The organism is Synergistaceae bacterium, from assembly GCA_017450125.1.
Taxonomy (GTDB): Bacteria; Synergistota; Synergistia; order Synergistales; family Aminobacteriaceae; genus JAFUXM01.
This window is the reverse complement of the sequence record JAFSWZ010000013.1, coordinates 26,113-51,963: the sequence shown is the minus strand read 5'-3', so window position 1 is coordinate 51,963 and position 25,851 is coordinate 26,113. Positions and strand designations below refer to the sequence as shown.

At 54.6% G+C, this 25,851-nt stretch carries 21 protein-coding genes, 6 tRNA genes and 1 pseudogene; 15 read left to right on the top strand and 13 right to left on the bottom strand.

The window, feature by feature from the left end:
- Positions 1–6 precede the first annotated feature (6 nt).
- From IJT02_02145 to IJT02_02125, 5 genes are read left to right on the top strand one after another with little or no spacing between them, the layout of a single operon-like run.
- Complete coding sequence (locus IJT02_02145; protein MBQ7543720.1) at positions 7–1,308, top strand: hypothetical protein; 1,302 nt, start codon at positions 7–9, stop codon at positions 1,306–1,308.
- Between the two features lie 24 nt (positions 1,309–1,332).
- Positions 1,333–2,127 carry a VWA domain-containing protein gene (locus IJT02_02140; GenBank protein MBQ7543719.1) on the top strand — a complete coding sequence of 265 codons (795 nt, stop codon included), beginning with the start codon at positions 1,333–1,335 and terminating at the stop codon, positions 2,125–2,127.
- An 8-nt stretch (positions 2,128–2,135) separates the two neighbouring features.
- A complete protein-coding gene (locus tag IJT02_02135) occupies positions 2,136–3,515 on the top strand; it encodes a protein phosphatase 2C domain-containing protein (GenBank protein MBQ7543718.1) in 1,380 nt (459 codons plus the stop codon).
- Positions 3,502–4,293, top strand: coding sequence for an ankyrin repeat domain-containing protein (locus IJT02_02130; GenBank protein MBQ7543717.1), 792 nt, complete (start codon positions 3,502–3,504; stop codon positions 4,291–4,293). The genes IJT02_02135 and IJT02_02130 overlap by 14 nt, the downstream gene beginning before the upstream one ends.
- Positions 4,294–4,303: 10 nt before the next feature.
- Entirely contained in the window at positions 4,304–7,018 is a 2,715-nt protein-coding gene (locus IJT02_02125) for an ankyrin repeat domain-containing protein (protein MBQ7543716.1), read from the top strand.
- A 62-nt stretch (positions 7,019–7,080) separates the two neighbouring features.
- On the opposite strand, the gene flgC is transcribed toward IJT02_02125, so the two are convergent.
- On the bottom strand, positions 7,081–7,500 hold the full coding sequence (flgC, locus tag IJT02_02120; protein ID MBQ7543715.1) for a flagellar basal body rod protein FlgC: 420 nt from the start codon (positions 7,498–7,500) through the stop codon (positions 7,081–7,083).
- A 14-nt stretch (positions 7,501–7,514) separates the two neighbouring features.
- Positions 7,515–7,916 carry a flagellar basal body rod protein FlgB gene (flgB, locus tag IJT02_02115; protein ID MBQ7543714.1) on the bottom strand — a complete coding sequence of 134 codons (402 nt, stop codon included), beginning with the start codon at positions 7,914–7,916 and terminating at the stop codon, positions 7,515–7,517.
- A gap of 45 nt (positions 7,917–7,961) precedes the next feature.
- Between flgB and IJT02_02110 the strand changes: the two genes are divergently transcribed.
- From IJT02_02110 to IJT02_02065, 10 genes and pseudogenes are all read left to right on the top strand, one after another.
- Positions 7,962–8,912 (top strand): helix-turn-helix domain-containing protein, encoded by a 951-nt coding sequence (locus tag IJT02_02110; protein ID MBQ7543713.1) that lies wholly within the window; start codon positions 7,962–7,964, stop codon positions 8,910–8,912.
- Positions 8,913–9,037: 125 nt separating this feature from the next.
- A complete protein-coding gene (locus IJT02_02105) occupies positions 9,038–10,309 on the top strand; it encodes a rhamnulokinase (GenBank protein ID MBQ7543712.1) in 1,272 nt (423 codons plus the stop codon).
- A 4-nt stretch (positions 10,310–10,313) separates the two neighbouring features.
- Complete coding sequence (locus IJT02_02100) at positions 10,314–11,564, top strand: L-rhamnose isomerase (protein MBQ7543711.1); 1,251 nt, start codon at positions 10,314–10,316, stop codon at positions 11,562–11,564.
- Between the two features lie 3 nt (positions 11,565–11,567).
- On the top strand, positions 11,568–12,380 hold the full coding sequence (gene rhaD / locus IJT02_02095; protein MBQ7543710.1) for a rhamnulose-1-phosphate aldolase: 813 nt from the start codon (positions 11,568–11,570) through the stop codon (positions 12,378–12,380).
- Positions 12,381–12,398: 18 nt separating this feature from the next.
- Positions 12,399–13,546 (top strand): annotated as a pseudogene (fucO, locus tag IJT02_02090) (lactaldehyde reductase).
- 60 nt (positions 13,547–13,606) lie between these two features.
- On the top strand, positions 13,607–15,112 hold the full coding sequence (locus tag IJT02_02085) for a sugar ABC transporter ATP-binding protein (protein ID MBQ7543709.1): 1,506 nt from the start codon (positions 13,607–13,609) through the stop codon (positions 15,110–15,112).
- Positions 15,113–15,127: 15 nt separating this feature from the next.
- Positions 15,128–16,132, top strand: a complete 1,005-nt coding sequence (locus tag IJT02_02080) for an ABC transporter permease (protein MBQ7543708.1) — start codon at positions 15,128–15,130, stop codon at positions 16,130–16,132.
- A gap of 2 nt (positions 16,133–16,134) precedes the next feature.
- Positions 16,135–17,214 carry an ABC transporter permease gene (locus IJT02_02075; protein MBQ7543707.1) on the top strand — a complete coding sequence of 360 codons (1,080 nt, stop codon included), beginning with the start codon at positions 16,135–16,137 and terminating at the stop codon, positions 17,212–17,214.
- Positions 17,215–17,233: 19 nt separating this feature from the next.
- Positions 17,234–18,247: a substrate-binding domain-containing protein gene (locus tag IJT02_02070; GenBank protein ID MBQ7543706.1), complete on the top strand. Its 1,014-nt coding sequence runs from the start codon at positions 17,234–17,236 to the stop codon at positions 18,245–18,247.
- A gap of 3 nt (positions 18,248–18,250) precedes the next feature.
- The gene (locus IJT02_02065; GenBank protein ID MBQ7543705.1) at positions 18,251–18,568 is read left to right on the top strand and encodes an L-rhamnose mutarotase; all 318 of its coding nucleotides are present in this window, start codon (positions 18,251–18,253) and stop codon (positions 18,566–18,568) included.
- Between the two features lie 40 nt (positions 18,569–18,608).
- Here IJT02_02065 and IJT02_02060 read toward each other — a convergent pair whose 3' ends face one another.
- The 11 genes from IJT02_02060 to IJT02_02010 all read right to left on the bottom strand — a co-directional run bounded on the left by IJT02_02060 (position 18,609) and on the right by IJT02_02010 (position 25,849).
- Entirely contained in the window at positions 18,609–20,498 is a 1,890-nt protein-coding gene (locus tag IJT02_02060) for a hypothetical protein (GenBank protein ID MBQ7543704.1), read from the bottom strand.
- 158 nt (positions 20,499–20,656) lie between these two features.
- Positions 20,657–20,732 (bottom strand) — tRNA-Lys (locus IJT02_02055).
- Between the two features lie 13 nt (positions 20,733–20,745).
- Positions 20,746–20,819, bottom strand: a tRNA-Arg gene (locus IJT02_02050).
- 14 nt (positions 20,820–20,833) lie between these two features.
- Positions 20,834–20,910: transfer RNA gene (locus IJT02_02045), tRNA-His, on the bottom strand.
- Positions 20,911–20,926: 16 nt separating this feature from the next.
- A tRNA-Arg gene (locus IJT02_02040) sits at positions 20,927–21,003 on the bottom strand.
- A gap of 12 nt (positions 21,004–21,015) precedes the next feature.
- Positions 21,016–21,092: transfer RNA gene (locus IJT02_02035), tRNA-Gly, on the bottom strand.
- Positions 21,093–21,120: 28 nt separating this feature from the next.
- A tRNA-Pro gene (locus IJT02_02030) sits at positions 21,121–21,198 on the bottom strand.
- Between the two features lie 46 nt (positions 21,199–21,244).
- Positions 21,245–22,024 (bottom strand): PhzF family phenazine biosynthesis protein, encoded by a 780-nt coding sequence (locus tag IJT02_02025; protein MBQ7543703.1) that lies wholly within the window; start codon positions 22,022–22,024, stop codon positions 21,245–21,247.
- Positions 22,025–22,093: 69 nt separating this feature from the next.
- The gene (locus IJT02_02020; GenBank protein MBQ7543702.1) at positions 22,094–23,509 is read right to left on the bottom strand and encodes a hypothetical protein; all 1,416 of its coding nucleotides are present in this window, start codon (positions 23,507–23,509) and stop codon (positions 22,094–22,096) included.
- 18 nt (positions 23,510–23,527) lie between these two features.
- Entirely contained in the window at positions 23,528–24,529 is a 1,002-nt protein-coding gene (pdxA, locus tag IJT02_02015) for a 4-hydroxythreonine-4-phosphate dehydrogenase PdxA (protein MBQ7543701.1), read from the bottom strand.
- Between the two features lie 12 nt (positions 24,530–24,541).
- Positions 24,542–25,849 carry a four-carbon acid sugar kinase family protein gene (locus tag IJT02_02010; GenBank protein ID MBQ7543700.1) on the bottom strand — a complete coding sequence of 436 codons (1,308 nt, stop codon included), beginning with the start codon at positions 25,847–25,849 and terminating at the stop codon, positions 24,542–24,544.
- Between the last annotated feature and the right edge of the window lie 2 nt (positions 25,850–25,851).

Here is a 25,851-nt window from a genome sequence, read left to right as displayed (position 1 = left end):
CAGAACATGAGCAATCTCAATCAAGGTTTCTCCATCAAGACAAACTTAGGCGGCACAGTAACAATCGACAAGTTCCTAGCTGAAGGCGGCGAAGGTGAAGTCTACCTCGTAACCTTCAACGGCGAGAAGAAAGCCCTCAAGTGGTACAAGAAGGGACGCTTGGGCGACAACCCCACAGCCTTCTACGACAACATCCTTCACAACGTCAAGAAGGGTGCACCGAGCGACGAATTTCTGTGGCCGGTCGACATCACAGAGTGGCACGACGGAACATTCGGCTACATCATGCCCCTAAAACCCGCGAACTACTACGAAATTACTGACTTCATGCTCTGCAAGCAGCGTTTCAAGTCCTACAAGAGAGTCGTGGATGCCGCGCTTCACATCGTCTCGGCATTCAGGATTCTGCACAACGCAGGCTACAGCTATCAGGACCTCAACGACGGCAACTTCTTCATCAACCCCGACACCGGCGACGTACTCATCTGCGACTGCGACAACATAGCTCCCGACGGCAAAGAGACCGGCATAATGGGCAAGCCCCGCTACATCGCACCAGAAATAGTCCTGCGCGAACGCAAGCCCAACAACTTGAGCGACAGGTTCTCGATGTCCCTGATACTCTACATACTGTTCTGCCTTGACCACCCGCTCGAAGGCAAGCGGCATTTTTCCGTCCCCTGCCTCACGCCGGAGATTCAGGAGAAGTTCTACGGCTCAGACCCTCTCTTCATGTGGAACTCTGAGAACACCAGCAACGCGCCTCACCGCAGGCTTAACCGCAACTCCCTCGCAGTATGGCCGTGCCTCCCGGACTACATGAAGGAAATCTTCACCGCCGCGTTCTCTGAGGAAGCATTCCGCGATCCGGCCGCAAGACCGAAAGAGATAGAGTGGCTCAAAGCATTAACGCGCTTCAGGAGCGACATAGTCCTGTGCTCGTGCGGAAACGAGATTTTCACGCAGCAGGGCAGGCCGTGCGAGTGCGATTCGTGCAGAAAGATGGCGGATATACCCTTCAGGCTCGAGCTCTCGGGGTACAGCATTCCGGCAGTGAGGGGCACGAGGGTCTACAGATGTCAGCTCGGGGTCTGTCATGAACAGGAAGCATTATCGCCAATTACCGCTATAATAGCGAGGAAAGACAATCCTTCCGCTCTGGGTCTCAGGAACATGACCAGCAAATCTTGGGACGCAGTAACCTCTAAGGGTGCGGCAAAAGAAGTCCAGCCCGACGGCGTTATCCCGCTGAAGGACGGAATAACATTCACCGCCTTTAAAGCACCGATAGCGATAAAGGCTAACTGACAAATTCGAAAGGAGAAAGTTTTTATGCCCAGCACGTCATTTCTTGAAGAAGCTCCGCGCAGAGATTTAACTATTTTCTACATTCTCGACTCCTCCGGGAGCATGGAGGGCGCAAAGATCGCCAAGCTTAATATGGCGATGGGAGAGACCATCGAAGCCCTCAAAGACGTGGCCAAGAGCAACAGCGACGCGAAGCTGAAGGTCGCAGTGATGAGGTTCGACAGCGACGTGAGCTGGATGACCTCCAACGGCCCGGAGTACGTCGAAGAGGACTTCCACTACACGCCCATCGAGCACCCTTACGGCCTCACGGAAGTAGGCGCGGCACTGCGTGAACTTGACGACAAGCTCTCCGTCAAGAAGTTCATGAAGTCTGCGGCAGGCTCATTCATACCCGTGATAATCTTCATGACCGACGGAATCGCTACCGATGAATACACTAAGGCACTTCACGACATCCGCGAGAACAAGTGGTTCAAGCGCGCCACCAAGATAGGCTTCAAGCTCTACAACGACGACGACGACGTTGCGACGCGCGAAGCCGGAGTGAGTATGCTTGCTTCCGTTGTGGGCAACATCGAGTCCGTTATCGAGACCAGCGACCTCGACATGTTTGCGCGGCTGATAAAGTTCGTCTCCGTAACGGCTTCAATGCTCGCCTCGCAGACTGCGACAACTCACAATACAGTAACCGGCGCGGACGTGATAAAGAGTGCCGAAGGTATCCCGGCCGACGTAGTGCCGTCAGGGGTCGCGTACGATCCTGAACCTCAGGACACCGGCGGCGGAGCACAGTGGGAAGACCCTGAGGACTGGTAGGTGCAAAAGTGTTCACATTCAGCGAAACAGTGAGAGGCAGCCTTCACGAGAAACGCAAGATCGTGTGCGAGGATGCCTCTGACCACTTCGCCAGCACGGACGGAAAGTACTTCATTGCCGCTGTAGCTGACGGGCACGGTGCGGAGTCATGCTTCAGGAGCAGCACGGGCTCAAAGCTGGCTGTGTCGTCTGCTCTGGAGTGCCTGCAGAAGTTCGCGGAAGCCGTCCTTGAGAGCGAGGAGAAGGAACAGAAGTTCTACGACGACATATTTTCCGCTCTCCGTGAACAGAAGACGGTTCTGCGGCAACTCACGGACAGGATAACTGCTTTGTGGGCCGACAACGTCCTCAAGGACTGCCAGAAGAACCCGCTTCCTCCCGAATATGCCGCTGAATCACAGAAGCTTCACGCCTACGGAACGACGCTTATTGCGGCACTGAGGCTGCCTTCATGCCTCGTGATGATTCATCAGGGCGACGGCAGGTGCGAAGTCATCTACAGCGACGGTAGCACAGACCAGCCAGTCCCTTGGGACGAACGCTGCGAGGCCAACATCACGACCTCAATGTGCGACGTTGACGCTGCCGAGAGCTTCAGGACTTGCGCACTTGACCTGAGGAGCAGAAGCGTTACTGCCTGCTACATGTTCACGGACGGCGTGGAAGATGCTTACCGCGACACGTACGAGGCGATTGACGGCGAACACAGCCTGATGGGGGGCGTTCACACGTTCAGCAAGTACCTGACGTGCCGTCTCGTCGAACAAGGCACTGAAGGTCTGGAGCGATTCCTCTCGGAGTTCAGCGCAAAGGGTCTGTACTCGCCGGGCGGAAGCGGGGATGATGTGTCTGTCGCGGGCATCGTTGACCTTGAGGCGGCGAAGGAGCTCACTGCGGCTTTTGGGCGCGAGACGGAGATCTACTCCCTCGAGGAGAGGCTGATAACGCTGGAGATTGCGCTCTCCAGTAAGCAGAGGAAACATGAGGCACTTTCTGCACAGCTGAAGGAAGCTGAGGCGAAATGCGATCAGTTCATCTCCGCCTACATGGCATGTATTGACGCGGTAATGCGGAAGCGCAAAGCCAAGAAACTTGCTGTGCACCTCAGGGGGATTGAGGAGGAGTTACGCGGCCATCCTAACCACAAGAAGGTGCTCGATGAACTGCGAAAGCTCGATGGTGAGATACGTGCGCTGGACGTTGAGATAGCCGGGTACAGGCATTCCGTAGAGAGCTGGAGGAAGGCAATACGTGAGAAACTCTTAGCTGAGTATGAGTTCAAGAAGTATGATGCGGCGTATCAGGAAATAGTCCGCGAGATGAAGAAGACGCGTGCGGAGATTGAGGCTCTTAAGGCTCCGGCGGATGCGGTGAATGAGCAGCTTTGACAGGGAAAACCTAGAGAGCGTGCTGCGTTATCTTGTCGGCGAATACGGGATAGAGATTCTCGCCGGACAGGGCAGAATTGCGGGCAAGACCGACATCATGAGGCTCTTGCCTGACTTCTTTAACGCGGTGAACCACAAGGGAGATTCGGCGATGTTCGGCGCAATGTACCGTGAAGGTGTCTTGAAGGGACTTGTTGCGCTGAAACTCTCGGGGAGTTCAGGCGAGGAGCTGCGCAGGAGGGTGAAGGTAGAGATCCGCAAGCTGACGGATATCTTCCTGCCTGAGGACGTATCGTTGAAGTACGTGCAGATGGTTGCGCGAGTTATCGGGCTCGGTGCTTCCGGCGGAACGCGACAGGTGCGGACAGCCCCAGCCCCGAAGCCTCAGGCCAGAAGAGGAGCAGACTTGCTGTCGGTCTGCTGGAGCGGGAGTTCTGCGGAGATAGAGGGAGCTATACGGCGCGGCGCAAACCTTAACGCGAAAGACAAATACGGCTGGACTGCCCTGCACTGGGCGGCCTACAGGGGACTGTCTGACACGGCGGAACTTCTCCTGCGTTACGGAGCTGATGTCAACGCACGCAACGTGAACGGCTCTACAGCACTGCACGAGGCGGCGAGAAGCGACCATGCCAGCACGGCAAGAGTTCTCCTGCGGTACGGGGCTGATACCAACGCGACGAATGATTACGGCAGGACGGCACTGCGTCTTGCGGCAGAACGTGGAAGCAGAGAAGTTGCAGAACTGCTCCGAACCAGCGGAGCGAAATTGATTTAGGAGGCATTACATGCTTAATTACGATAAGGATAATCTGGAAAGTGTATTGCGTTATCTTGTGGGTGAATACGGTGTAGAGATATTCGCGGGACAAGGAACTAACGGCGGCAAAGAAGACATCATGAACCTTCTGCCTGACTTCTTCAGCCAGTCATCGCACAAAGGAGAGTATAACCTACTCCGAATGATGGAGCGTGAAGGAATCCTGCGCAACCTCGTGTCCCTCAAGCAGGCCGGAAGCCCGGAGAGCGAGTGCATGAGGAGCATCAACATGAGCATACAAACTCTCACCGACAACTTCATCAGCCGCGAGATGGCGGAAAAGTACGTGTACATGATAGCTAACGTCATCGGGCTCAACGTTACTCAGCCGTCAGCGAAGCCTACACCGCCTGCAAGGCCGACCCCACCGAAACCTCCCGTGCAGTCCGGCGGAAGCAGGAGCACTCCCGCGCGACGAGCCGGAGCAATGAGCGACAACAAGTTCATAGAGCTGTGCAAGCTGGGTGATGCTGAGGACATAGAGGATGCCATCAACGCCGGAGCAAACGTCAACGCTGCCGACAAAGAAGGCTGGACACCCCTCCACTTCGCCTGCAAGACCGGCGCAACAGAAGTCGTCGAGCTTCTCCTCCGCTACGGTGCGAACGTCAACGTCCAGAAAGAGGACGGGTGGACACCGCTGCACTTGGCCGCGTTCAACGACCACACGGAGATTCTGGAGATGCTTCTGGATCACGGCGCAAACATCGAGGCTAAAGAAGAGGACGAGTGGACACCGTTATACGCCGCTGCCTCGAAGGGCAACACTGAGAGCGTGAGGATTCTCGTCGAGCACGGAGCAAACGTCAACGTTGGCAACGACCGCCAGTGGACACCTCTTCACACTTCTGCGTGCGACGGCTACACGGAGACGGTACAGATTCTCCTCGACAACGGGGCAAACGTTGATGCCGTAGAGGACAAGCACTGGTCAGCGATTATTCTTGCGGCACAGAACGGGCACATAGACACGGTTCAGGCTCTCATTGATGCGGGGGCAGACCTCAACATTCGCACGTCTAAGGGCAACACAGCAATAGACATCGCCAAGCAGAACGGTCATCACGATGTAGTAGACCTCCTCAAGGGGTTGGTGATGCATCCGAGCAGCAGCAGTTCATCTAAGGATGACGACTTCGTGGAACTGTGCTTTATCGGCGACAGCAACGCTGATGAGGTCGAAGAGGCCTTGAGGCAGGGCGCGAACCCCAACGCAAAGAACGACAAGGGCTGGCCTGTCCTTCATGTTGCCGCGAGGGACGGAGACAACGAGATCGCCAAGCTGCTCATAAGGTTCGGTGCTGATGTCAACGCACAGAAAGAGGACGGCTGGACTCCTCTTCACCTCGCCGCCTACAACGACAACCCTGAAATTCTCGGGGCACTCCTCGACAAGGGAGCAGAAATCGATGTCAGGGACGACAAGGGCAGTACTCCGCTCTACGTTGCCGCGCTGAAGGGACACACCTCAATAGTGAAAACCCTCCTCGAGCACGGAGCTAACATCAACTCCCGCAACAACAGGAGCTGGACTCCGCTTCACACGGCATCCTGCGACGGGCACACCGACACTGTGGAGCTGCTCATCAGCAACGGTGCGAACCTCGACGCACGCGAGGAAGACAGGTGGACTCCTCTTCACCTCGCCGCGCAGAACGGTCATGCTGATACGATGCGGGCACTTCTTCGGGCAGGCGCGAAAGTTGACGCGAAGGAGAAGGACAACTGGACACCCATGCACTTGGCCGCGCAGAACGGACACCTTGAGGCGATACGGGTTCTTCTCGACAACGGCGGAGACCCGCAGGCCAAGACCACGAAGGGCAACACTCCGGTAGACATTGCACAGCACAAGGGAAACACCGAGATCGTGAACGCGCTGAAACGTGCGATCGGAGGCGGAGGAAGCAGGAGCGGAGGCAGCAGCACCGGCAGAAGCGGCGGAAGCAGCAGCAGGAGCAGCGGTGCGATGAGCGACGAGGATTTCGTTGAGCTTTGCTTTGCCGGAAACAGCAACGCCTCGAAAGTCGAGCAGGCTCTGAGGGACGGTGCCAACGTCAATGCCAAGAACGACAAAGGATGGACGGTTCTTCAGGTTGCGGCACGGGACGGGGACACTGAAATCGTGAAGGTTCTGCTGAGGCACGGAGCAAGCGTCAACGCACCAAAGGCTGACGGCTGGACTCCTCTTCACCTCGCCGCCTACAACGACAACAAGGAGACGCTGATGGTTCTGCTGGACAACGGGGCAAGCCTCAACGTCAAGGAAGAAGACGGCTGGACTCCTATCTACGCGGCGGCCTCGAAGGGGCACACGGAGATTGTCAGGATTCTCGCCAATCGCGGTGCTGACGTAAATGCCCCGAACAACAAAGGCTGGACACCTCTCCACACGTCAGCGATTGACGGCTTCACTGAAACCGTGCTCGTCCTCATCAACGCCGGAGCACGCGTCAATGCCACAGAAGAGGACGACTGGACTCCTCTGCACATGGCGGCGCAGAACGGCCACGCTGACACAGTCCGTGCCCTCCTCAGGAATGGAGCGGACACCAGCGCAACCACAACCAGAGGCAACACTGCGGCGGACATCGCCAAGCAGAAGGGACACACCGAAATAATCTCTCTTCTTCGTTCCGGCGGCGGCAGTGATGAGTCTTGGTGGTCAAAGCTGTTCTCATAAAGCACAAAAAATTCCCGGAAGCTGGTTCGTCCGGCCTCCGGGAAAATTCTTCTCTTTCTCGTTTACCCTCTCATTACGTCAAGAGCACCGTTCCACATGTCCCGTCCTGTCGTTACTACAGACAAGTTCGCCTCGTAGGCACGGCTTGCTACGAGCATGTCCGTCATCTCGCGCACAAGATTGACGTTAGGATAAGCGACGTAGCCTTCTGCGTTAGCGTCCGGGTGGTCGGGCTGGTAGACCATTCGCGGAGCTGAATTGTCCTCTGTGATCTCGAGCACTCTGACTCCTCCGATGTCGTGATAGCCGCCTATCGTGTTGTCCAGCATCTCGGAGAACAGAGGCACTCTGCGTTTGTAGGGGCCTCCGGCTTTGGTGCGCGTAGTGTTGATGTTGGCCAAGTTCGACGAAATCGTGTCGAGCCATAACCTGTGAGCCGTCAAAGAACTTCCCGCAACTTCTAGGCTGTCAAATATCTTCATGGTTAATCACTCCTCTATCTTCCGGCTATTACGCTTCTCAGCATTGCCAGCTTGCTTGAAGCTATCCTCATGAAGCCGGTGTACATCATGCGTGTTTCGGCCAAGACTGCCATCTCGCGCTCAGGGTCTACGTTGTTGAGGTCGAGGCGGTACTGTTCATCCATTATCTTTGTGTCGGCGGCGTGAACGTCCCTTATCCTCAAGGGGTGTGAAGGTATGTGCCCCGCATCCGTTACCGTCATGTGAAGGTGCGTACCCTGCTCCATGACCTCGCGGAGCTGATCCTCAAATGATACGTTGTGGCGCGCATAACCCGGCGTGTTGGCGTTGGCTACGTTCTTGGTTACTGCCGAAAAACGCTGTGCGAGACACTCCGACTCCTTGTCGATTACGTCCCACGTATAATCGCCTAGCATGATTCTTTCTCACTCCCTGTCTGTGATTGTAGTATTATATACCACATGAACCAGAAGATTATCGACCGTCTCAGCATCATTACAGAGGAAGAGAAGCATATCTTGTCGGGCCGTACGGAGATTGACCGCAGTATCTACATGTCAGGAGAGAGGGACATAATCAGCGGGGACAAGTTCCTTCCGCACGGCAGGTACATAATGATAAGGCCTCACACGAGATTCATACATTTTCCCGAACACACTCACGATTACGTTGAGTTTGTGTATATGTGCACAGGAAGCACGGAGCACACCATCAACGGTACGCCGATAACTTTGCGGGAGGGAGAACTTCTGATGCTTGGCCAGCACGCACGGCAGGAGATTTACCCCGCAGGCAAGGATGATATAGCAGTGAACTTCATCGTGAAGCCCGACTTCTTTAACGGAGTGCTGTCTTTTCTCGGCAATGAAGAAACTCCGCTCCGGCGTTTTCTGCTGAGATGCATTACGGGCGAAAATGAGATGGGCTACATGTACTTCAAGGTCTCGGATGTCCTGCCGGTTCAGAACCTCGTAGAGAATCTTCTGTGGCTTCTCATCACCCAGACTTCAAACGTCAGAGGAATTTACCAGCTCACGATGGGGCTGCTGTTCGTTGAGTTGCTCGAGTGCACCGACAAGATGGAGTTTTCGCAGAAGGACCAGAGCATAATCATGAAGGTACTGCGCTACATCGAGGAGAATTACAGGAACGGAAGCCTGAGCGAGATTTCCGGCATCCTGCACTACGAACACACCGGGCTTTCACGGCTCATCAGCAAGGAGACAGGCCGGAACTTCACGCAGCTTTTGCGGGACAAGAGGATAGCGCAGGCGGCGTGGTTTCTCCTCAACACGGACGAGAGAGTCGACGACATTGCTTGCATGGTCGGCTATGAGAACATGACGCACTTCCACAAGCTGTTCCACGAGTATTACGGCAAGACCCCGAAGCACTACAGGGACTGCACATGAAGATACTTTTAGCCGTAACATTACGTTTGCAAATCACAGCCCTTCCCTTCATAATTACTACACTCACAAATTTTAACGACAACTGAATATCTGCAACTCGTTCTGCAACAGAGGAGTGTATATGCATGAAGTATTACCTTGCTGTTGACATCGGAGCGTCTTCGGGTCGCCATATTCTGGGGTGGCTTGAGGACGGCAAAATTTCTGTACGGGAGCTTTATCGCTTCCCCAACGGAGTAACTGAGTGTGAAGGACATCTGACGTGGGACATTGAAGCTCTGCTGTCTCATGTGAAACACGGAATAGACCTCGCCCTCAACGAATGCCCGGACATCGCCAGCCTCTCCGTAGACACGTGGGGAGTTGATTACGTCCTGATGAAGGGAGACGCTGAGGTTCTGCCGTGCTATGCCTACAGGGACACGCGGACGCAGAAGAGCATCCCTGAAGTTCACGGGATTATGCCATTCGAGGAGCTCTACAGGCGGACGGGTATACAGTTCCAGCCCTTCAACACAATCTATCAGCTTTACGCCGACAAGATGGCGGGAAGGTTAGAGGGAGTTACGGACTTCCTGATGATGCCGGAATATCTGCTGTACAAGCTCTGCGGAGTGAAGTCCCACGAGTACACCAACGCGACAACCGGCGGAATGGTCAGCGCAAAAACAGGGCAGTTTGACGCGGAAATCATCTCTGCACTTGGCCTGCCGCCCGAATTGTTCTGCCCTCTCTCACAGCCCGGCACGAAGCTCGGGACGTACAAGGGGATTCAGTGCGTTCTGTGCGCAACCCACGACACAGCCAGCGCGGTTGAAGGCATCCCGATGGACGGCGACGAAATATTCATCTCGTCAGGGACATGGAGTCTTCTCGGCGCAAAGATACCCTCACCCATAACCACACCCGAGAGCATGAAGGCGAACTACACGAATGAAGGCGGAGTAGGTTACACGCGTTACCTCAAGAATATAATGGGAATGTGGCTGATTAACCGTCTGCGTGATGAACTCTGCAAGGGCAAAGACTTCGGGGAAATTGTCAGCGAGGCAGAAGCCAGCACGTTCAATGAGACGGTCAACGCCGATGATGAAGCATTCCTCGCACCCGAGAGCATGAAGGCAGCGTTTGACTCGAAGCTCGCGGCCAAGCCCGAAGACAGCGCGGGGTACTTCAGGTGCGCGTACAGGTCTCTTGCGCAGAGCTACAAGAAGGCAGTAACGGAGATGGAGAACATCAGCGGCAGAACGTACACGAGCATTTACATAGTCGGAGGAGGAGCAAAAAATAAGTTCCTCAACCGCTTGACGGAAGAAGCTACAGGGAAGAAAGTTATTGCCCTGCCAATCGAAGCAACGGCACTGGGCAATCTCAAAATACAGATGGAGGCGATTTGACGCAATGAGTTATTCAGACGCAAAGAAGAAGTATTCAGCACTGGGGATTGACACCGACGCGGCAATCTCGAAGCTGAAGGGTGTACCTGTATCACTGCACTGCTGGCAGGGCGACGACGTGAGAGGTTTCGACACAGACCCCAGCAAGCCCTTGACCGGCGGAATCCAGACTACGGGCAATTATCCCGGACGCGCAAGGACTCCTGAGGAGCTTATGGCAGACCTCGACGAAGTCATGAGCCTGATACCCGGAACGCCGAAGATGAACCTTCACGCGAGCTACGCAATCTTTGACGGCACGGACTGGGTAGACAGGGACAAGCTCGAACCGAAGCACTTTGCGAAGTGGGTAAAGTTCTGCAAGGACAGAGGACTCGGGTGCGACTTCAACCCCACATTCTTTTCACACCCGAAGTGCGACCCGCTGACTCTTGCTTCACCGAACGAGGACACGCGGAAGTTCTGGATCGAGCACGGCAAGGCCTGCATCAGAATCAGCACGTATCTTGCGGAGGAGCTCGGAGTTCCCTGCGTGATGAACATCTGGACCGGCGACGGCTTCAAGGACGTACCCGGCGACAGACTCGGGCCGAGAATGAGATACCGTGAAGCGATTGACGAGATACTTTCTGAGCCTTACGACTTCAAGAAGGTAAAGCCCTGCATTGAAAGCAAGGTGTTCGGCATCGGCGTTGAGGCTTATACTGTCGGGAGCGCGGAATTTGCCCTGAGCTACGCCGCGTACAACAGAGAGAAGTGCATTCCCCTCATGGACAACGGACACTATCACCCCACAGAGGTTGTGAGCGACAAGATACCTGCACTGCTGACGTTCTTTGACGAGATTGCGCTTCACGTAACGAGGCCGATACGCTGGGATTCGGATCACGTTGTGCTGTTCGACGACGAGACTAGGGAGATTGCCCGCGAGATAGTCAGGTGCGGCATCGGCAGGGTGAACATTGCGCTTGATTACTTCGACGCATCAATCAACCGTATAGCCGCGTGGACTATGGGCTACAGGAACTTCCAGAAGGCGTTACTGTTCGCAATGCTGCAGCCAGTTGAAGAGCTGAAGGCCATGCAGGATAAGGGCGAGTTCTCGAAGCTGTTTGTGGTGCAGGACGAGCTGAAGACGTTACCGTTCGGCGACGTGTGGGATGAGTACTGCAGGACTTGCGGGAAGCCGTTAGACCGTGAATGGTTCGGCCAAGTCGAGAAGTATGAAGCTGAAGTTCTCAGCAAGAGGAGTTAAGCGATGAAGGACATAATGACAGCTCCCTTCATGGTCGAGATGATTCGTACGTGCACGAACATGTACGCTCACGGCTGGGACGAACGCAACGGCGGAAACATCTCGCTGATGCTTGAAGAAGATGACGTGAAGGAGTACGGCGACATTAACAGGGTGTTACGCACAATCCCGACGGGGTTTGAAGCTCCTGCTCTCGATGGCAAGTACTTCCTCGTTACGGGAACAGGAAAATACTTCAAGAATGTGCAGTACGCACCTGACGTGAATCTTGGCCTCGTGAAAATCATTGACGGCGGAAAGAACGCACAGCTTCTGTGGGGATTCAGCGACGGCGGAAAGTTCACGAGCGAATTTCCCGCGCATATGATGAGCCATGCCGTGAGAATCTCCGTCAACCCCGCAAACAGAGTCGTGATGCACTGCCACCCCACTAACCTGCTCGCAATGACCTATGTCCACACGCTGGACGAGAAGGCGTTTACGCGCACCCTATGGCAGATGTGCACTGAATGCATCGTGGTTTTCCCCGACGGCGTTAATGTCCTTCCGTGGATGCTCTGCGGTACGAACGAGATCGGCGAGGCAACAGCGGAGAAGATGAAGACAGCGCGTCTTGTTGTGTGGGCACAGCACGGGCTGTACGGTGCAGGGGTTGACCTTGATGAAGCGTTCGGGCTGATCGAGACAGCGGAGAAGGCGGCGGAAATCTACATGAAGATAGCTCATCTTCCGCTGGTCAACACAATAACTGATGAACAGATGCACCTCTTAGAGGGCAGGTTCGGAGTAAAGGCTCGCGAAGGCTATTTATCGTAAGGAGGAATATTAATCACTATGGCAAGTCGTATCGTACTGAACAACATTTCGTATCACGGCAAGGGAGCAATCGAGAACATTCCTGCCGACCTCAAAGCACGCGGAAAGAAGAAGGTTTTTGTGTGCACGGACGCAAGCCTCGTGAAGTTCGGAGTGAGCAAGAAGGTAACTGACCTTCTGGACAAGGCCGGAATCGCGTACGAAGTCTACAGCGACATCAAGCCCAACCCGACCATCGAGAACGTACAGAAGGAGTAGCAGCGTTCAAGGCGGCACAGGCAGACTCCATCGTGGCTATCGGCGGCGGTTCTGCAATGGACACGGCAAAGGCAGTCGGAATCATCATCAACAACCCGGAGTTTGCGGATGTCCGCTCGCTCGAGGGAGTTGCGCCGACGAAGGCACATGCAGTGTTCACGATTGCCGTACCGACGACGGCAGGGACAGCGGCGGAGGTTACCATCAACTACGTAATCACTGACGTGGAGAAGAAGCGCAAGTTCGTGTGTGTCGACACAAACGACATCCCTGAAATCGCGGTAGTTGACCCCGACATGATGGCCTCAATGCCCAAAGGACTCACAGCCTCTACGGGAATGGACGCACTGACTCACGCAATCGAGGGCTACATCACTAAGGGACACTGCGAGATAAGCGACATGTTCCACCTGAAGGCAATAGAGCTCATCAGCCACAGCCTGAGGGACGCGGTAGCCGGAAAGGACTGCGGGCGCGAGGGAATGGCACTCGGCCAGTACATCGCGGGAATGGGCTTCTCGAACGTCGGGCTCGGAATCGTCCACAGCATGGCACACGGACTTTCTGCGCTGTACGACACTCCGCACGGTGTGGCCTGCGCAATCATTCTGCCCTACGGCCTCGAGTACAACGCACCTGCGGCGGGCAAGAGGTACCGTGCGATAGGTGCGGCAATGGGAGTTGAGGGCATCGGCGCGATGACGGACGATGAGGCTTGTGCGGCGACGATTGCGGCGGTGAAGAAGCTCTCTGCGGACGTGGGCATTCCTGCTGACCTTAAGGGCATCCTGAAGGAAGAGGACGTGCAGTTCTTGAGCGACAGTGCATTTGCGGATGCTTGCTGCCCGGGCAACCCGAGAGATACGAACGTAGAGGAGATAAAGGCACTCTACAGGAGCATGATGTAGCGAAGATAAAGAGGGGAGGTTCAGGCCTTCCCTCATTCACAACGAAAGGAGGCACAAACTTTGTCGGAATACATACTAGAGCTTAACGGCATAACAAAAATCTTTCCGGGCGTTAAGGCTCTCGACAATGTTCACTTCAACCTTAAGGCCGGAGAGATTCACGCCCTCGCAGGTGAGAACGGTGCAGGGAAATCTACCTTCATCAAGGTCATCACAGGCGCGCACCAGCCCGACGGCGGAGAAATCATCCTCAACGGTGAACGTGTCGTAATGTCTGACCCTGTCGTGGCTCAGGAGCGGGGCATTGCCGCAATCTACCAGCACGCCGCGAGCTACCCTGATTTGAGCGTGGCAGAGAACATTTTTGCGGGGCACGAGTTCAAGATTGGGCCGTTCATCGACTGGGGAAAAATGAACCGCGAGGCCAAGAAGTTATTAGAGGCTGTCGATGCGGACTTCAGCCCGACGGCATCAGTGGGCTCGTTGTCTGTTGCTCAGCAGCAGCTCGTCGAAATCGCAAAGGCACTCTCCATGAACGCAAAGATTCTCATCATGGACGAACCTACAGCCGCACTCTCTCAGCGCGAAGCCGAAGCCCTCTACAAAATAGCATTGAGGTTAAGGGATCAGGGCACGGGAATTATCCTCATCTCTCACAGGTTCGAGGACATGTACGGCCTTGCTGAAAGAGTTACGGTCTTCCGTGATGCACAATATATCGGCACGTGGAATCTTCACGAGGTTGAACAGTCATTCCTGATTCATCAGATGGTAGGGAGAGACATCAACCAGCTCTATCCGAAGAAAGAGCCGGAAATAGGCGAAGAACTGTTGAGGCTTGAAGGACTCAGCAGAACGGGTTTCTTCCGCGACGTGAACATCACAGTTAAGGCCGGAGAGATTGTGGGCTTGACGGGACTTGTCGGCGCGGGCAGGACTGAGGTAATGGAGTCAGTTTTTGGAGTTCACCAGCCCGACAGCGGAAAGATTATCTTCAGGGGAGAAGAGATAGGCTACCACACTCCGACACAAATGATGGAGAAAGGTCTCGGCTATCTTCCTGAGGACAGGCAGAAGGATGGGCTGTTGCTGCAGTGGTCAATCAATCACAACATCTCCCTTCCCGTAATGGCTAAAGAGTGCCAGGACGGAATCTTCATCAACCGCAAAAAGGAGTACGAGCTATCCGACGGAATGCAGGCAGTCCTCGCGATTAAAGCCCCCAACACCGACACGCTGACCGGCGCGCTCTCGGGCGGAAATCAACAGAAGGTAGTCGTGGCGAAACAGTTAGCGGCAAACCCGAAGCTGATTATCCTCGACGAACCCACTAAGGGCGTTGACGTTGGGAGCAAGGCGGCAATCTACGAGATTATGTCTGACCTTGCCTCGCAGGGCTTGGGAATACTCATGATAAGTTCTGAGCTCCCCGAAGTCATCAACATGAGCGACAGAATTTACGTCATGAGTGAAGGGAAAGTTACGGCGGAGTTCACGGACACGAAGAGCCTGACTCAGGAGATAATCCTTAATGCCGCAATGCCCCAGAGCAAAGCAGCATCCTAGAAAGGAGGAAGCACAATGAACAAGGGCAAATCATTCTATTCGTTCCTTATCGAACACAGGGAGCTTCCCCTTCTGGCGGTGCTGGTGCTTTTGCTGGCTGTCGTGAACGTCAGAGTTCCGGGCTACCTCGCTAACTCGTGGCTTAACGTCCTGAAGAACGGCTCTATCAACATGGTCATGTGCTGCGGAATGCTCTGCGTCCTGCTCGTCGGCTCAATAGACATTTCCACTACGGCAGTCCTTGCGTTCGCGGGAGCTGTTGCCGGTAAGCTGATGGGGCTCGGAGTGATTCAGAACACGTTGTTGATGTTCGTGCTGGGTATCGCAATCGGCGCGGCTATCGGTGCGATTAACGGCATCTTGATGAGCTACGGGCGAGTCATCGCGTTAATCGTTACGCTGGGCACGAGCTACATAGTCAGGGCACTAATCCCCATGAACTGGCTGTTAGGGATGAACAAGGTCAACCCCACACAGCTGACACAAGCCTTCAAGGACAGCCTGATTAATCACGAGTTTCTTGGCCTGCCTTTCTTGGTGTGGCTGGCGGTTCTAGTGGTGATTGCTACTGCGGTGTTCCTGAACTACACGCGCACAGGCAGGAATCTTTACGCTGTCGGCTCAAACGCTGAGGCAGCACAGATGCGCGGCGTTCACCTGAACAAGATACGCGTTCTCGCACACACAATCTGCGGAGCGTCTGCAGGACTCGCGGGTATAATGTGGCTTGCGTTCTATGCGGCAATCGAGAAGGGCAGTGCTACGGGTGATGAGATGTTCACGATAGCGGCCTGTGTTCTCGGAGGAGTGAGCGTTACCGGCGGCTACGGAAAAATCACAGGGGTTGTGATAGGTGCAGTGATGGTAGCGTTCATCGACAGTGCGATACCGCAGATGCAGATAGGCAACTCAATGATTACGGAGTTCATCAAGGGAATACTGTTATTATTCGCTATCCTGCTGAACGTGATACTTCAGAGGATTTCGGCCAAGCAGGACTTAGCAAGGAGGAACATATAACCATGAAGAGCATCAAGAGATTTTTCACGAGCTGGGAATTTTTCCTCGTCATCCTTCTTGCTGTCGTGTGCGTGGTGTTCTGGTACGTTGATGCCGCACGTGTTGCCGCAGGAATTTCGCGCCGTCCCGTCTTCTACTTCGCTAACGTCGTGAGGAGTATGCGGCCGTATTTCCTGTACAGCTTCATGACTCTCGGAATGATGCTGATACTTGCGATGGGAGACATTGATATTTCCGTCGGAGCTATCGGAACATTGAGCGTCGTAACTTTAGGCGTAACGTACAACAACCTTGCTGTTCTCGGCGGAATGTCCGGGCCTGTGGCACTGACGCTGTCGCTCTTGGCCTGCCTTCTCGTCGGAGCAGTGTGCGGTGCGCTGAACGGTTTTCTGTGCACGCGCTTCAAGGAATTGTTCTCGATGATAATCACCCTCGCGACGCAGTTATTCTTTCGCGGGTTCAGCTACCTCATAATCGGCGGAGAAACTCTGACGTTCAAAGATCCTACGTTCCGTTCTCTGTCTGCGTTGAACAAGCTGCTTGATGTCGGGGGCGTGAAAGTTCCTGTGTCATTGCCGGTGTTCTTAGTGTTCGCGATAATCTTCTTCGTGTGGCTTCACATGACCGGCAACGGCAGAAAGATTTTCGCGATAGGCACGAACAGGAGCGCGACGTACTATTCAGGTATTCAGACGGATCGTATAAAATTCTGGTGCTTCGTTATCGCGGGTCTGATGAGTGCAGTAACAGGTATATTCTTTGTCGGCAACTCGTCATCGAGCGTGAAGGCCGACATAATGGACGGCTACCACATGTACGCGATTGCGGCGGCAGTTCTCGGAGGCTTCTCGACTGACGGCGGAAAAGGAAGCGTAATCGGTGCGGCCATATCGCTGGTGATATTCGGCGTGGTGAAGTTCGGTCTGGGTACGCTGTTCGGATTTGCGGACAGTGCGGTAAACTTGTCTGTAGGAGTAATCCTGATACTGAGCGTGTTAGTGCCGAACCTCATCGAGGACTGGCAGAACGCAAGGAGAGTAGCGAGACGCAGAGCCGAGACAGCAGCGGCTGTGCATTCATAATCTTAAGGAGGTTATATTCATGAAGAAGTTGTTAGCGTTAGTGTTAGTGCTGTCGTTCGTGTTCGCAGGGTGTGCGTTCGCTGAGGACAAGCCCGGAGCAGGAATCACGATCGGCGTAGTCTACAAGCAGTCCGGCAACCCCTACTTCCAGGCAGGAGTCGCAGGCTTCCAGAAGGCCGCTGACGAGCTCGGCTTCACGTTCATGCACGACGGCCCCGACGACGGAAGCTCTGACGGACAGATACGCATCATCGAGAACTACATTGCACAGGGCGTTGACGTTCTCTGCATCTCCGCAAACGACCCCGCATCACTTGTCGACGTGTGCAACGAAGCCCGCGAGGCCGGAATCAAAGTCGTAACGTGGGACGCTCCCGTAGACCCCGAAGGCAGAGACCTCGATGTCGAACCCGCAAGCGCGAAGGTCATCGCACTCACACAGCTGGACTCGATGGTGAAGTCTGTCGGCGGAAAAGGACAGATCGCAATCCTCTCCGCAATGGCCACAGCTCCCAACCAGAACCTGTGGATCTCCTTCATGCTCGACGCACTCAAGAGCGGCGACGACAAGTACAAGGATATAGAGTTCGTCGGAGTAGTTTACGGTGATGACGAGTACACAAAGTCCTTCAACGAGACGCAGGCACTCCTCGAGCAGTATCCCAACCTCAAGGGAATCATCGTCCCGACGACGGTCGGTGCTCCGGCAGTCAGCAAGTGCATCATGGACGCAAAGCGCAACGTCAAGGTTACCGGCCTCACGCTCGCGTCAGACATGAAGGAGTTCATCAACAAGGGTATAGCCGACGAAACCTTCCTGTGGAATCCCACACAGCTCGGTTACGCGGCATCTTATGCGGCGGTAGCTTTCGTGAAGGGGCAGATAACCGGCAAAGAGGGCGAGACCTTCGATGCAGGCGAGGTAGGAACGCTGACCATCGAGAAGGCGGCGGACGGCGGAACGATCAGCTTCCTGAACAAGCTCAACACGTTCAACAACGACACTGTTGACGAGTGGATCAACATTCTGTAGGTCATGGAACGTTACGCGTGGAAAGCAACCGTCAAGCCCGGAATGCTCGCGGAGTACAGGAAACGCCACGACGAGATCTGGCCTGAGCTTGTCGAGCTCCTGAAGTCCGCAGGAATCCGCAACTACACAATCTGGAACACGGGTTCGGAGCTGTTCGGGTACTACGAGTGCGAGAAAGGCGTTGAGTTTGCGGCTCGTACTCAGGCGGAAAGCGCGGTAGTTGACCGCTGGAACGAGTACATGAAGGACGTAATGACTATGGAGCTTGACCCCGAAACAGGAGCTCAGCCGAAACTAACTCAAGTGTTCTTCTTGGAGTAACACAAAAATTATCCCCCCGCGTGCTGTGGGGGGATTGTCTTTACTGCCTCTTGTCGAGTGCCCGCCGTACTTCCTTCGGGAAAACTTCCTCGCTCACAGGGTCTGTCCGTATCATCTTCGGAAGGCAGCTGTAGTAGTACCCCACATCCTTTATCCACTGCTCAACAGGGAAACGCGTCCCCTCCTGCGAGTGCTCTCCGTTCTCGTGAAACGCCTGGATGAACGAGTCCTTTATCTGCCGCACAAGGTGGCTCCAGATCTTCCGTGCCTCCATTGACGGAGCTTTGTAGCCCTTTATCGCACGGAACTCCCCGACAGTGTACGGGAACTTTCCCGCGCGTATCTCCTCTTCGGGAAGCTCGCGCTCAAAGCTGGCGTAAGGCGGGTAACCCTGCATCATCATCCTGAACACCAGCGTCGCAACACCGAAATTCTCATTGCCCATCGTCCGCAGGAACGTGCTGAAGTCCTTGCCCTGAAGCTCCGGCGGTGTCGAGTACGGGTCTCCGTCAGGGCACGGAAACTCCTTGTACTGCCAGCTGTCCGCGTCAATGAAGTATATCTCTTCTGTCGAGTTGTAGATTATGTTCTCGGGCACAACGTTGCCGATTATTACGCCGTTGTCGTGAATGTATTTGATGTATTCGAGGATGCGCTTGGTCATCATGACCATGTCGGTCTTAGTCCACTTCTTGAACCTCTCCGCGAAGGCCGGTGCTGTGCAGAAGAGTTCCTCGATGCTGCCGCCCTCTGCTCTGGGCATTAGGCATCCGCAGAACTGCGCGCGTTCGTTGAGGAGAACGTCAGTCGGGAAGCATATCCCGTCATGCTGAAGTCCCATGCTGATGATGAGCCTCAGCTTCTCGAGCCTGCGTGCCGTGCAGAACTCGGGATTGTAGATCTTGGCCGCCATCTTGGGATTGCCCTCAATGTCATAGACCACGCTCTTGCTGCCTCTGGCGATGATTGCAGAGAGAGTGTACTCTTTGCCGTCGAGCCCCTTGACCTTGCAGCCCGCTTCGGGAATCTGCGTGATGGGGACAGGGTCGTCCGCAACTGACGTAACCTGAAGCGGAATAGACGCGCTTGCGGCACTGCCGAGAGAGCACTCTTGCATCTCGATTTCGCCGAAATCAACGTCGACGTTCGCCAGAAGCCCGGACACCGTTACGGACTGCCCGCGCTCCATGCCGTCAGCCTCCATAGGCTTGCCCGTGAAGCGGCATATTATCCTGCCGTTGAAATCGTCGGCAAGCAGCTCGGTGATGAAGTCCCTGCCGTCCTCGTACGTGCGCACTACCCTGCCGGAAAACATCAGGCACTGGTTCTTGTAGACCTTGCTGCTGGCTTCTGTGTTGTTCCTGAACTGCTGAACCAGCTGGGAGGGCGGTATCTCTAAAGCGTTCATGTTCATTGAAGTCTTACTCCGTTCCATGTGTGAATCTTGTTTCGCATACTGTGCTGTGATTTCCGTAAGCGTTCCGTCGCTCTCCAGCCTCTTTACCGCGACGCTGAGGCCGTTCACAGCTCCGTTGTTCCTGGCGTTCAGGAGGGCATCTGTGAGCCCTTTGTCCTGAGTGATTATCACTATGTTGTTGTTGAGGCCGTACCTGAATGCTATCCCTAGAAAGACATTGTCCGCAATGTTTCTGGTGTCTCTGTCGTCGTCAAAGTCGATCTTCACGAGACCCTTTGCTTCGTAGTCGAACACGAGGTTGAAGACTGCCTGAGCCCTGTCGCTGAGTTCTGGGTCTTTGTCGTGCTCGCGTATCTTCTTGCGGAGCTCGTTGGTTACGGCTCTGATGACGATGACCTTGTCCCCTGAGGACTTCAGGCTCTTGAGGTAAAGCTCAGAGGCAGGGACTTCGAGCAGTGAGCAGGTGTCGATGAAGGTGAGTGTGTCGCGCGTGCTAAAGATGTTGTTCTGCATTATTGAGCGGTGAATAACCTCCTGAATGAAAAAGTTTTCTGAATGCCTGTAATTATAGCAAAATCTCGTGTTTTTCTGCATAACAACAAGCCCCGCCTGATTGTTCAAACGGGGCTTCATTGTCTCTATGAGTGCCGATGCGTTATCGGGTGATTATCTGGTGGACTGTGAGGGACTCGAACCCACGGCCCGCTGATTAAGAGTCAGCTGCTCTACCAACTGAGCTAACAGTCCATTATTCTCGTTGCGCGCCCTGCAGGATTCGAACCCGCCGCCTGCAGATCCGAAGTCTGCCGCTCTATCCCAATGAGCTAAGAGCGCATCTTTCTTGCTGATGGGGTGAGTGAAGGGACTTGAACCCTCAACCGCCGGAACCACAATCCGAAGCTCTAACCAATTGCGCTACACTCACCATGTTGTCAACTTACTGGCGCGCCCTGCAGGATTCGAACCCGCGGCCTACGGCTTAGAAGGCCGTTGCTCTATCCAGCTGAGCTAAGAGCGCGTATCTTACGCTTGGAGCGGGAAACGGGATTCGAACCCGCGACCTACGGCTTGGAAGGCCATCGCTCTAGCCAACTGAGCTATTCCCGCATGTTCTTCACTCTTCGTAGCTTCACTCTGGTCGGGGCGAGAAGATTCGAACTTCCGACCCCCTGCTCCCAAAGCAGGTGCGCTAACCAGACTGCGCTACGCCCCGCTGTTGCGTTCAACAGTTGGGTATTATAGCCCTTGCGCTGATTTTGTCAAGCCTCCTCCAAAATTTCAGAGCGTGAGTACAGTGCGGCCTTCCCGGAAATCGTTATGCGTTCGCCTTCGTGATGGCAGTACAGCCAGCCTCCGCGTTCGGATGCCTGATACGCCGTTATGTCCTTCCTGCCGAGAACGCCGGACCAGTACGGCACAATGTGGCAGTGTCCCGAGCCGCACACAGGGTCTTCAACAATCCCCAGCTTCGGCGCAAAGCTCCGTGATACGCAGTCAGCCCCGCCGTGCCCGCGCGCAGTGATGTGCAGAAGCAGGCCGTCAAGCTCCTTCAACTTCGCCATGTCGGGGGTGCACGCCCTGACTTCGTCCTCAGTTTTTAGGACGCACAGCAAATCCCTGCCCATGTACGCGCATTCAGGAACACAGCCGAGAGCCTCGCACACTGCTTCCGTTACGGGGACAGGCACAAGCTCATACGCCGGAAAATCCATCGACAGAAGGCCGTCATGTTCCCTCACGGTGAGTTCTCCGCTAAGCGTCGTGAAGGTTACTGTGTCAGCCTCCTCGTAGAACCTCAGCACTACGTACGCTGTCGCAAGAGTAGCATGTCCGCAGAGGTCTATCTCTCCTCCGGGCGTAAACCAGCGCAGGCGGTAACGGTCTCCCTCTTTCACCGTGAAGGCTGTCTCCGAAAAATTGTTCTCGCGCGCAATGTTCATCATCAGCTTTTCGTCCGGCCAAGTGTCTATCACGCACACTGCCGCCTGATTGCCCGAAAATACTTTGTCCGTGAACGCGTCAACTATGTATTGTCTCATTGCTTCACCCTCCGAAAAAATCAGCAGGCCTCGTTTTCTGAGACCTGCCGCAATGTCTTTCAGACCGTATTACAGGATATAGCTCAGCACAAAAACTTCAACAACACCGACCGCCCACGCAATCGTTGAGGTGAACGACCAAATACGAATCTGGTCTTTGGCCTCGCTCACGCCGAGCGTCCTGTTCACAACCCAGAAATACGAGTCGTTGAAGTACCCGAAGAACAGCGAACCCACACAGCAGGCGATAACTCCCAGAAGGGGATTCACTCCCGCATTGTTGAGGATGGGGGCAGTGATGCTCGCCGCAGTAACCATCGCAACAGTGCCCGAGCCCTGAACGAAGCGCATTGCCGTCGAGATAACCAGAGGTAGAATCACTAGAGGAATTGAGGTATCAAGCAGGTACTTCGCCATGTACGTGCCAAGCCCCGAGTCCTGGATTATCCTTCCGAGTGCTCCGCCGCCGCCTGTAACAAGAAGGATTATTCCTGCGGAAGCCATACCCTTTTCCATCTCGGCGAGTGCTTCATCACGGGTGAGCGTACGTGCGAGCGTGAAAATCGCAACAAGAAGGCCGAGACCGACCGCGATTATCGGCTGTCCGAAGAAGATAACTACCTGCATGAATCCGCTCGTAAACTTCAGGGCTGTTGCTACGGTGTTGATGAGGATAAGGATTATCGGGAGAATAAGGGGCATGAATGATTCCATTGTGCCGGGTACTCCCGTCATGTCCATGTTGAACGCCGCATCATAGTCCGGCTTCTGGTACTCGGCTTTGACGATCTCGTCCTTGTCGTTCTGCAGCCAGTAATACTTCTTCGCGAGGGACATACGCGCGTACATTATGCATCCGATAGCCATCGGCAGAGCCAGAACAATGCTCGCCAGAATGTACAGCCCCACATCAACGCCGAAAATTCCGCACACACCCAGAGGGCCGGGAGTCGGAGGAACAAGCGAGTGTGTAATTACGAGTCCTGCCGCAAGAGATACACCCAGCGCAATAAGTGATTTCTTCGTAACTTTGGAGAGTGCTTTAGCGATAGGAGCAAGAACTACGAACCCTGAGTCGCAGAAGATAGGTATCGAGACAAGGAAGCCCGTGAATGCTAACGCTTCCTCTTCACGTCCGCGCCCGAACATCTTCAGGAACGTGTGAGCCATTCTCTTGGCCGCGCCGGTGGCCTCGAAGAGCTGTCCCATCATTACGCCGAAACCGATGATGATTCCGATGCTCCCGAGCGTTCCGCCGAAACCGTTAGAGATTGACGAGATTATGCTTCCGCTGTGAGACAGTCCGTCAGCACCAATGTAGGAGACGTTCAGCAGGGGCATTCCGCCGATTACGCCGACAATAACCGTCGCGAGGATAAGCGCAAGGAACGCCTGAACCTTCGTGAACAGCACGAGGCCGATAAGGATTACTATTCCGACCAGAAGGCCGATAAGCATCTGGTTTCCGCTAACGATGTGTTCCATGAGAATAATTGCTCCTTCCTAGTTTTTCTTGAAGAATGGTGCGTACTTGGCCGCAAGACGTATTGCTTCGACCATGCTTACCTCACTCACTATGTTTTTGCCCGCAATGTCGAACGCCGTACCGTGATCCACGCTCGTGCGGAGAATGGGCATTCCGTTTGTGATGGAGATTGTGCGCTCAAAATCGAGAGTTTTCGTCGCGATGTGCCCCTGATCGTGGTACAGGGAAAGAACGCTGTTGTATCTGCCTATTGCCGCCTGATGGAACACAGAATCTGCTCCGATAGGCCCTGCAACATTGTAGCCCTGAGCCTTAAGCTCCTCGACCGCCGGAGTAATCTCGTTGACTTCCTCCCAGCCGAAAAGTCCGTGTTCTCCGCTGTGGGGGTTAAGACCCGCAATCGCCATCGTGCCTTCCGTAACGCCGAGACGCTTAAGAGCGGCCATGCATTCCTTGACGCACGAGATGATTTTTGCCTTGTTGATGCTGACTATTGCCTGCATAAGCGAGAGATGGCGCGTCAGGAAGAACACCCTCAGCCCGTTTGTCTCGAACATCGTTAGAGGGTCTGCGGTGTTAGTCAGCGCACCGAAAATCTCCGTGTGTCCGATGAAGGGAACGTTCGCCGCGTGAAGTGCCTCCTTGTTGATGGGGGTAGTTGCGACCGCGTCAGCCTTGCCCGACATTGCGAGCTCGATGCTGCACTTAATGTAGTCGAACGCCGCCTGTCCGCACATCGCCTGAACAACCCCGTACTTGAAGCCGTCAAGATTAATGTTGTGAAGGTCAATCAGGTTGAGAACTCCGTCAGAGAAATCCGCATCTGATACGTCCTTGCACGTGTGAACCTTGAGGGTTGAACCTGTGAGAGCTATTGCCTTGTCGATAATGCCCTTGTCGCCGATTATGATGCAGTCCGCACACTGCTTCACCACGTCGGACGCAAGAGACTTCACGACGATTTCAGGCCCTACGCCCGCAGGGTCTCCGATTGGTACTGCTACGATTGGTTTTGCCATTAATGTACCTCCTTATATGTACAGCTTAGACTTCAGGTAGTTCACACAGAGATTTATTGCGTCAGAATTTCCCTGACTGCCTCCCTTAGTTACCACGTGAAGCCCGTCAAACTCTCCGCCCGAAAACACCCCGTAAGCCGCAAGAGGAAGAACCTCGTCCATAAGCACAAGCCCCGACGCACCGAACTTCTCGCACACCGCCTGAGTTACATCACCGCCGCTCGCATAAAGCCCCCTGAACGACGGCTCAGCCAGCAGGATGCGCAGTGCAATTTCTGCCATCGCAGTGTTGATTCTGCCGGTGAGAATCTCGATGTGCCCGGAATACTGCTTGAAGTCTATGCGTTTCTCCGGGTAAATCCCGTCGCCCGTAACAGTCAGAACTGTGTTGGTCTTCGAGAGTTTCAGTATCTCAGTACTCACACGGTCTATCTCCTGCTCCCTGTGTTCGTCGCCCTCAAGAAGTTTGCGCGTCTCAACGAACACGTTGGCGATTGGACGCTGGGCGAGCCACAGCTTCTCCATCTGTTCGCGCGTGTTGGGGTTGACGCTCCCGACGACTGCGAGAATCTTAAGACGTTCCGTCTTGTTCTGCGGAGTAATGATTTTACGTGCGAGGGTTGCCGTGAACGCTCCCGGGTCTACGGCGAGAATCTTTCTCTTGCTGGTGATTACTGCGTCAGCTATCAGGTTCAAATCTTCATTGGTTACGCAGTCGATGATTATGATTCTGTTCCCTGCGTTGGCGAGTGCGTTAATCTTCTCTGCGAGGGCATGTTTGCCGTTCATCAGGTCATCAATGAAGAGTGAGGCAACCTTGTACTTGCTCTGAGACTGGAAAATCTCCGCAATGTCCGAGACCTTCACTGGTGTTTTGGGGTCAATGGCTATGTTGGTCTTGTGCAGTGGCAGACCGTCAACGAGCAGATACCCCCCGACAAGCGTTCTCCCTGACGACGGGAAACACGGTGCGCACACTGCGATATAGTCATCACCCAGCGAGTCAAGCATTGCATCTGTCTCCGCGCCTAAGTTGCCGCGAAGGGTGGAGTCAATGCGCTTCGAGTAGAGCTTCACATCATCACTGCTGAAGACACGGGCGGCGTGCTTTATCCGCGAATACGCTTCCTTCTGCGTTAGTGCCCTGCTGTCTGTCGTGATGATTAAGCAGTCGCACTCCATGAAGGCGGGGTTCTCGCGGGAATGTTCGTAGCTCAGAACTGAATGAGCCTTGTAGCCGGTCTTGGCCAAGAGTACGCCCGTAGCGTTGCCGCCTGTGAGGTCGTCGGCTATAACTAAGCACTGTGGAATCTTTACCACCT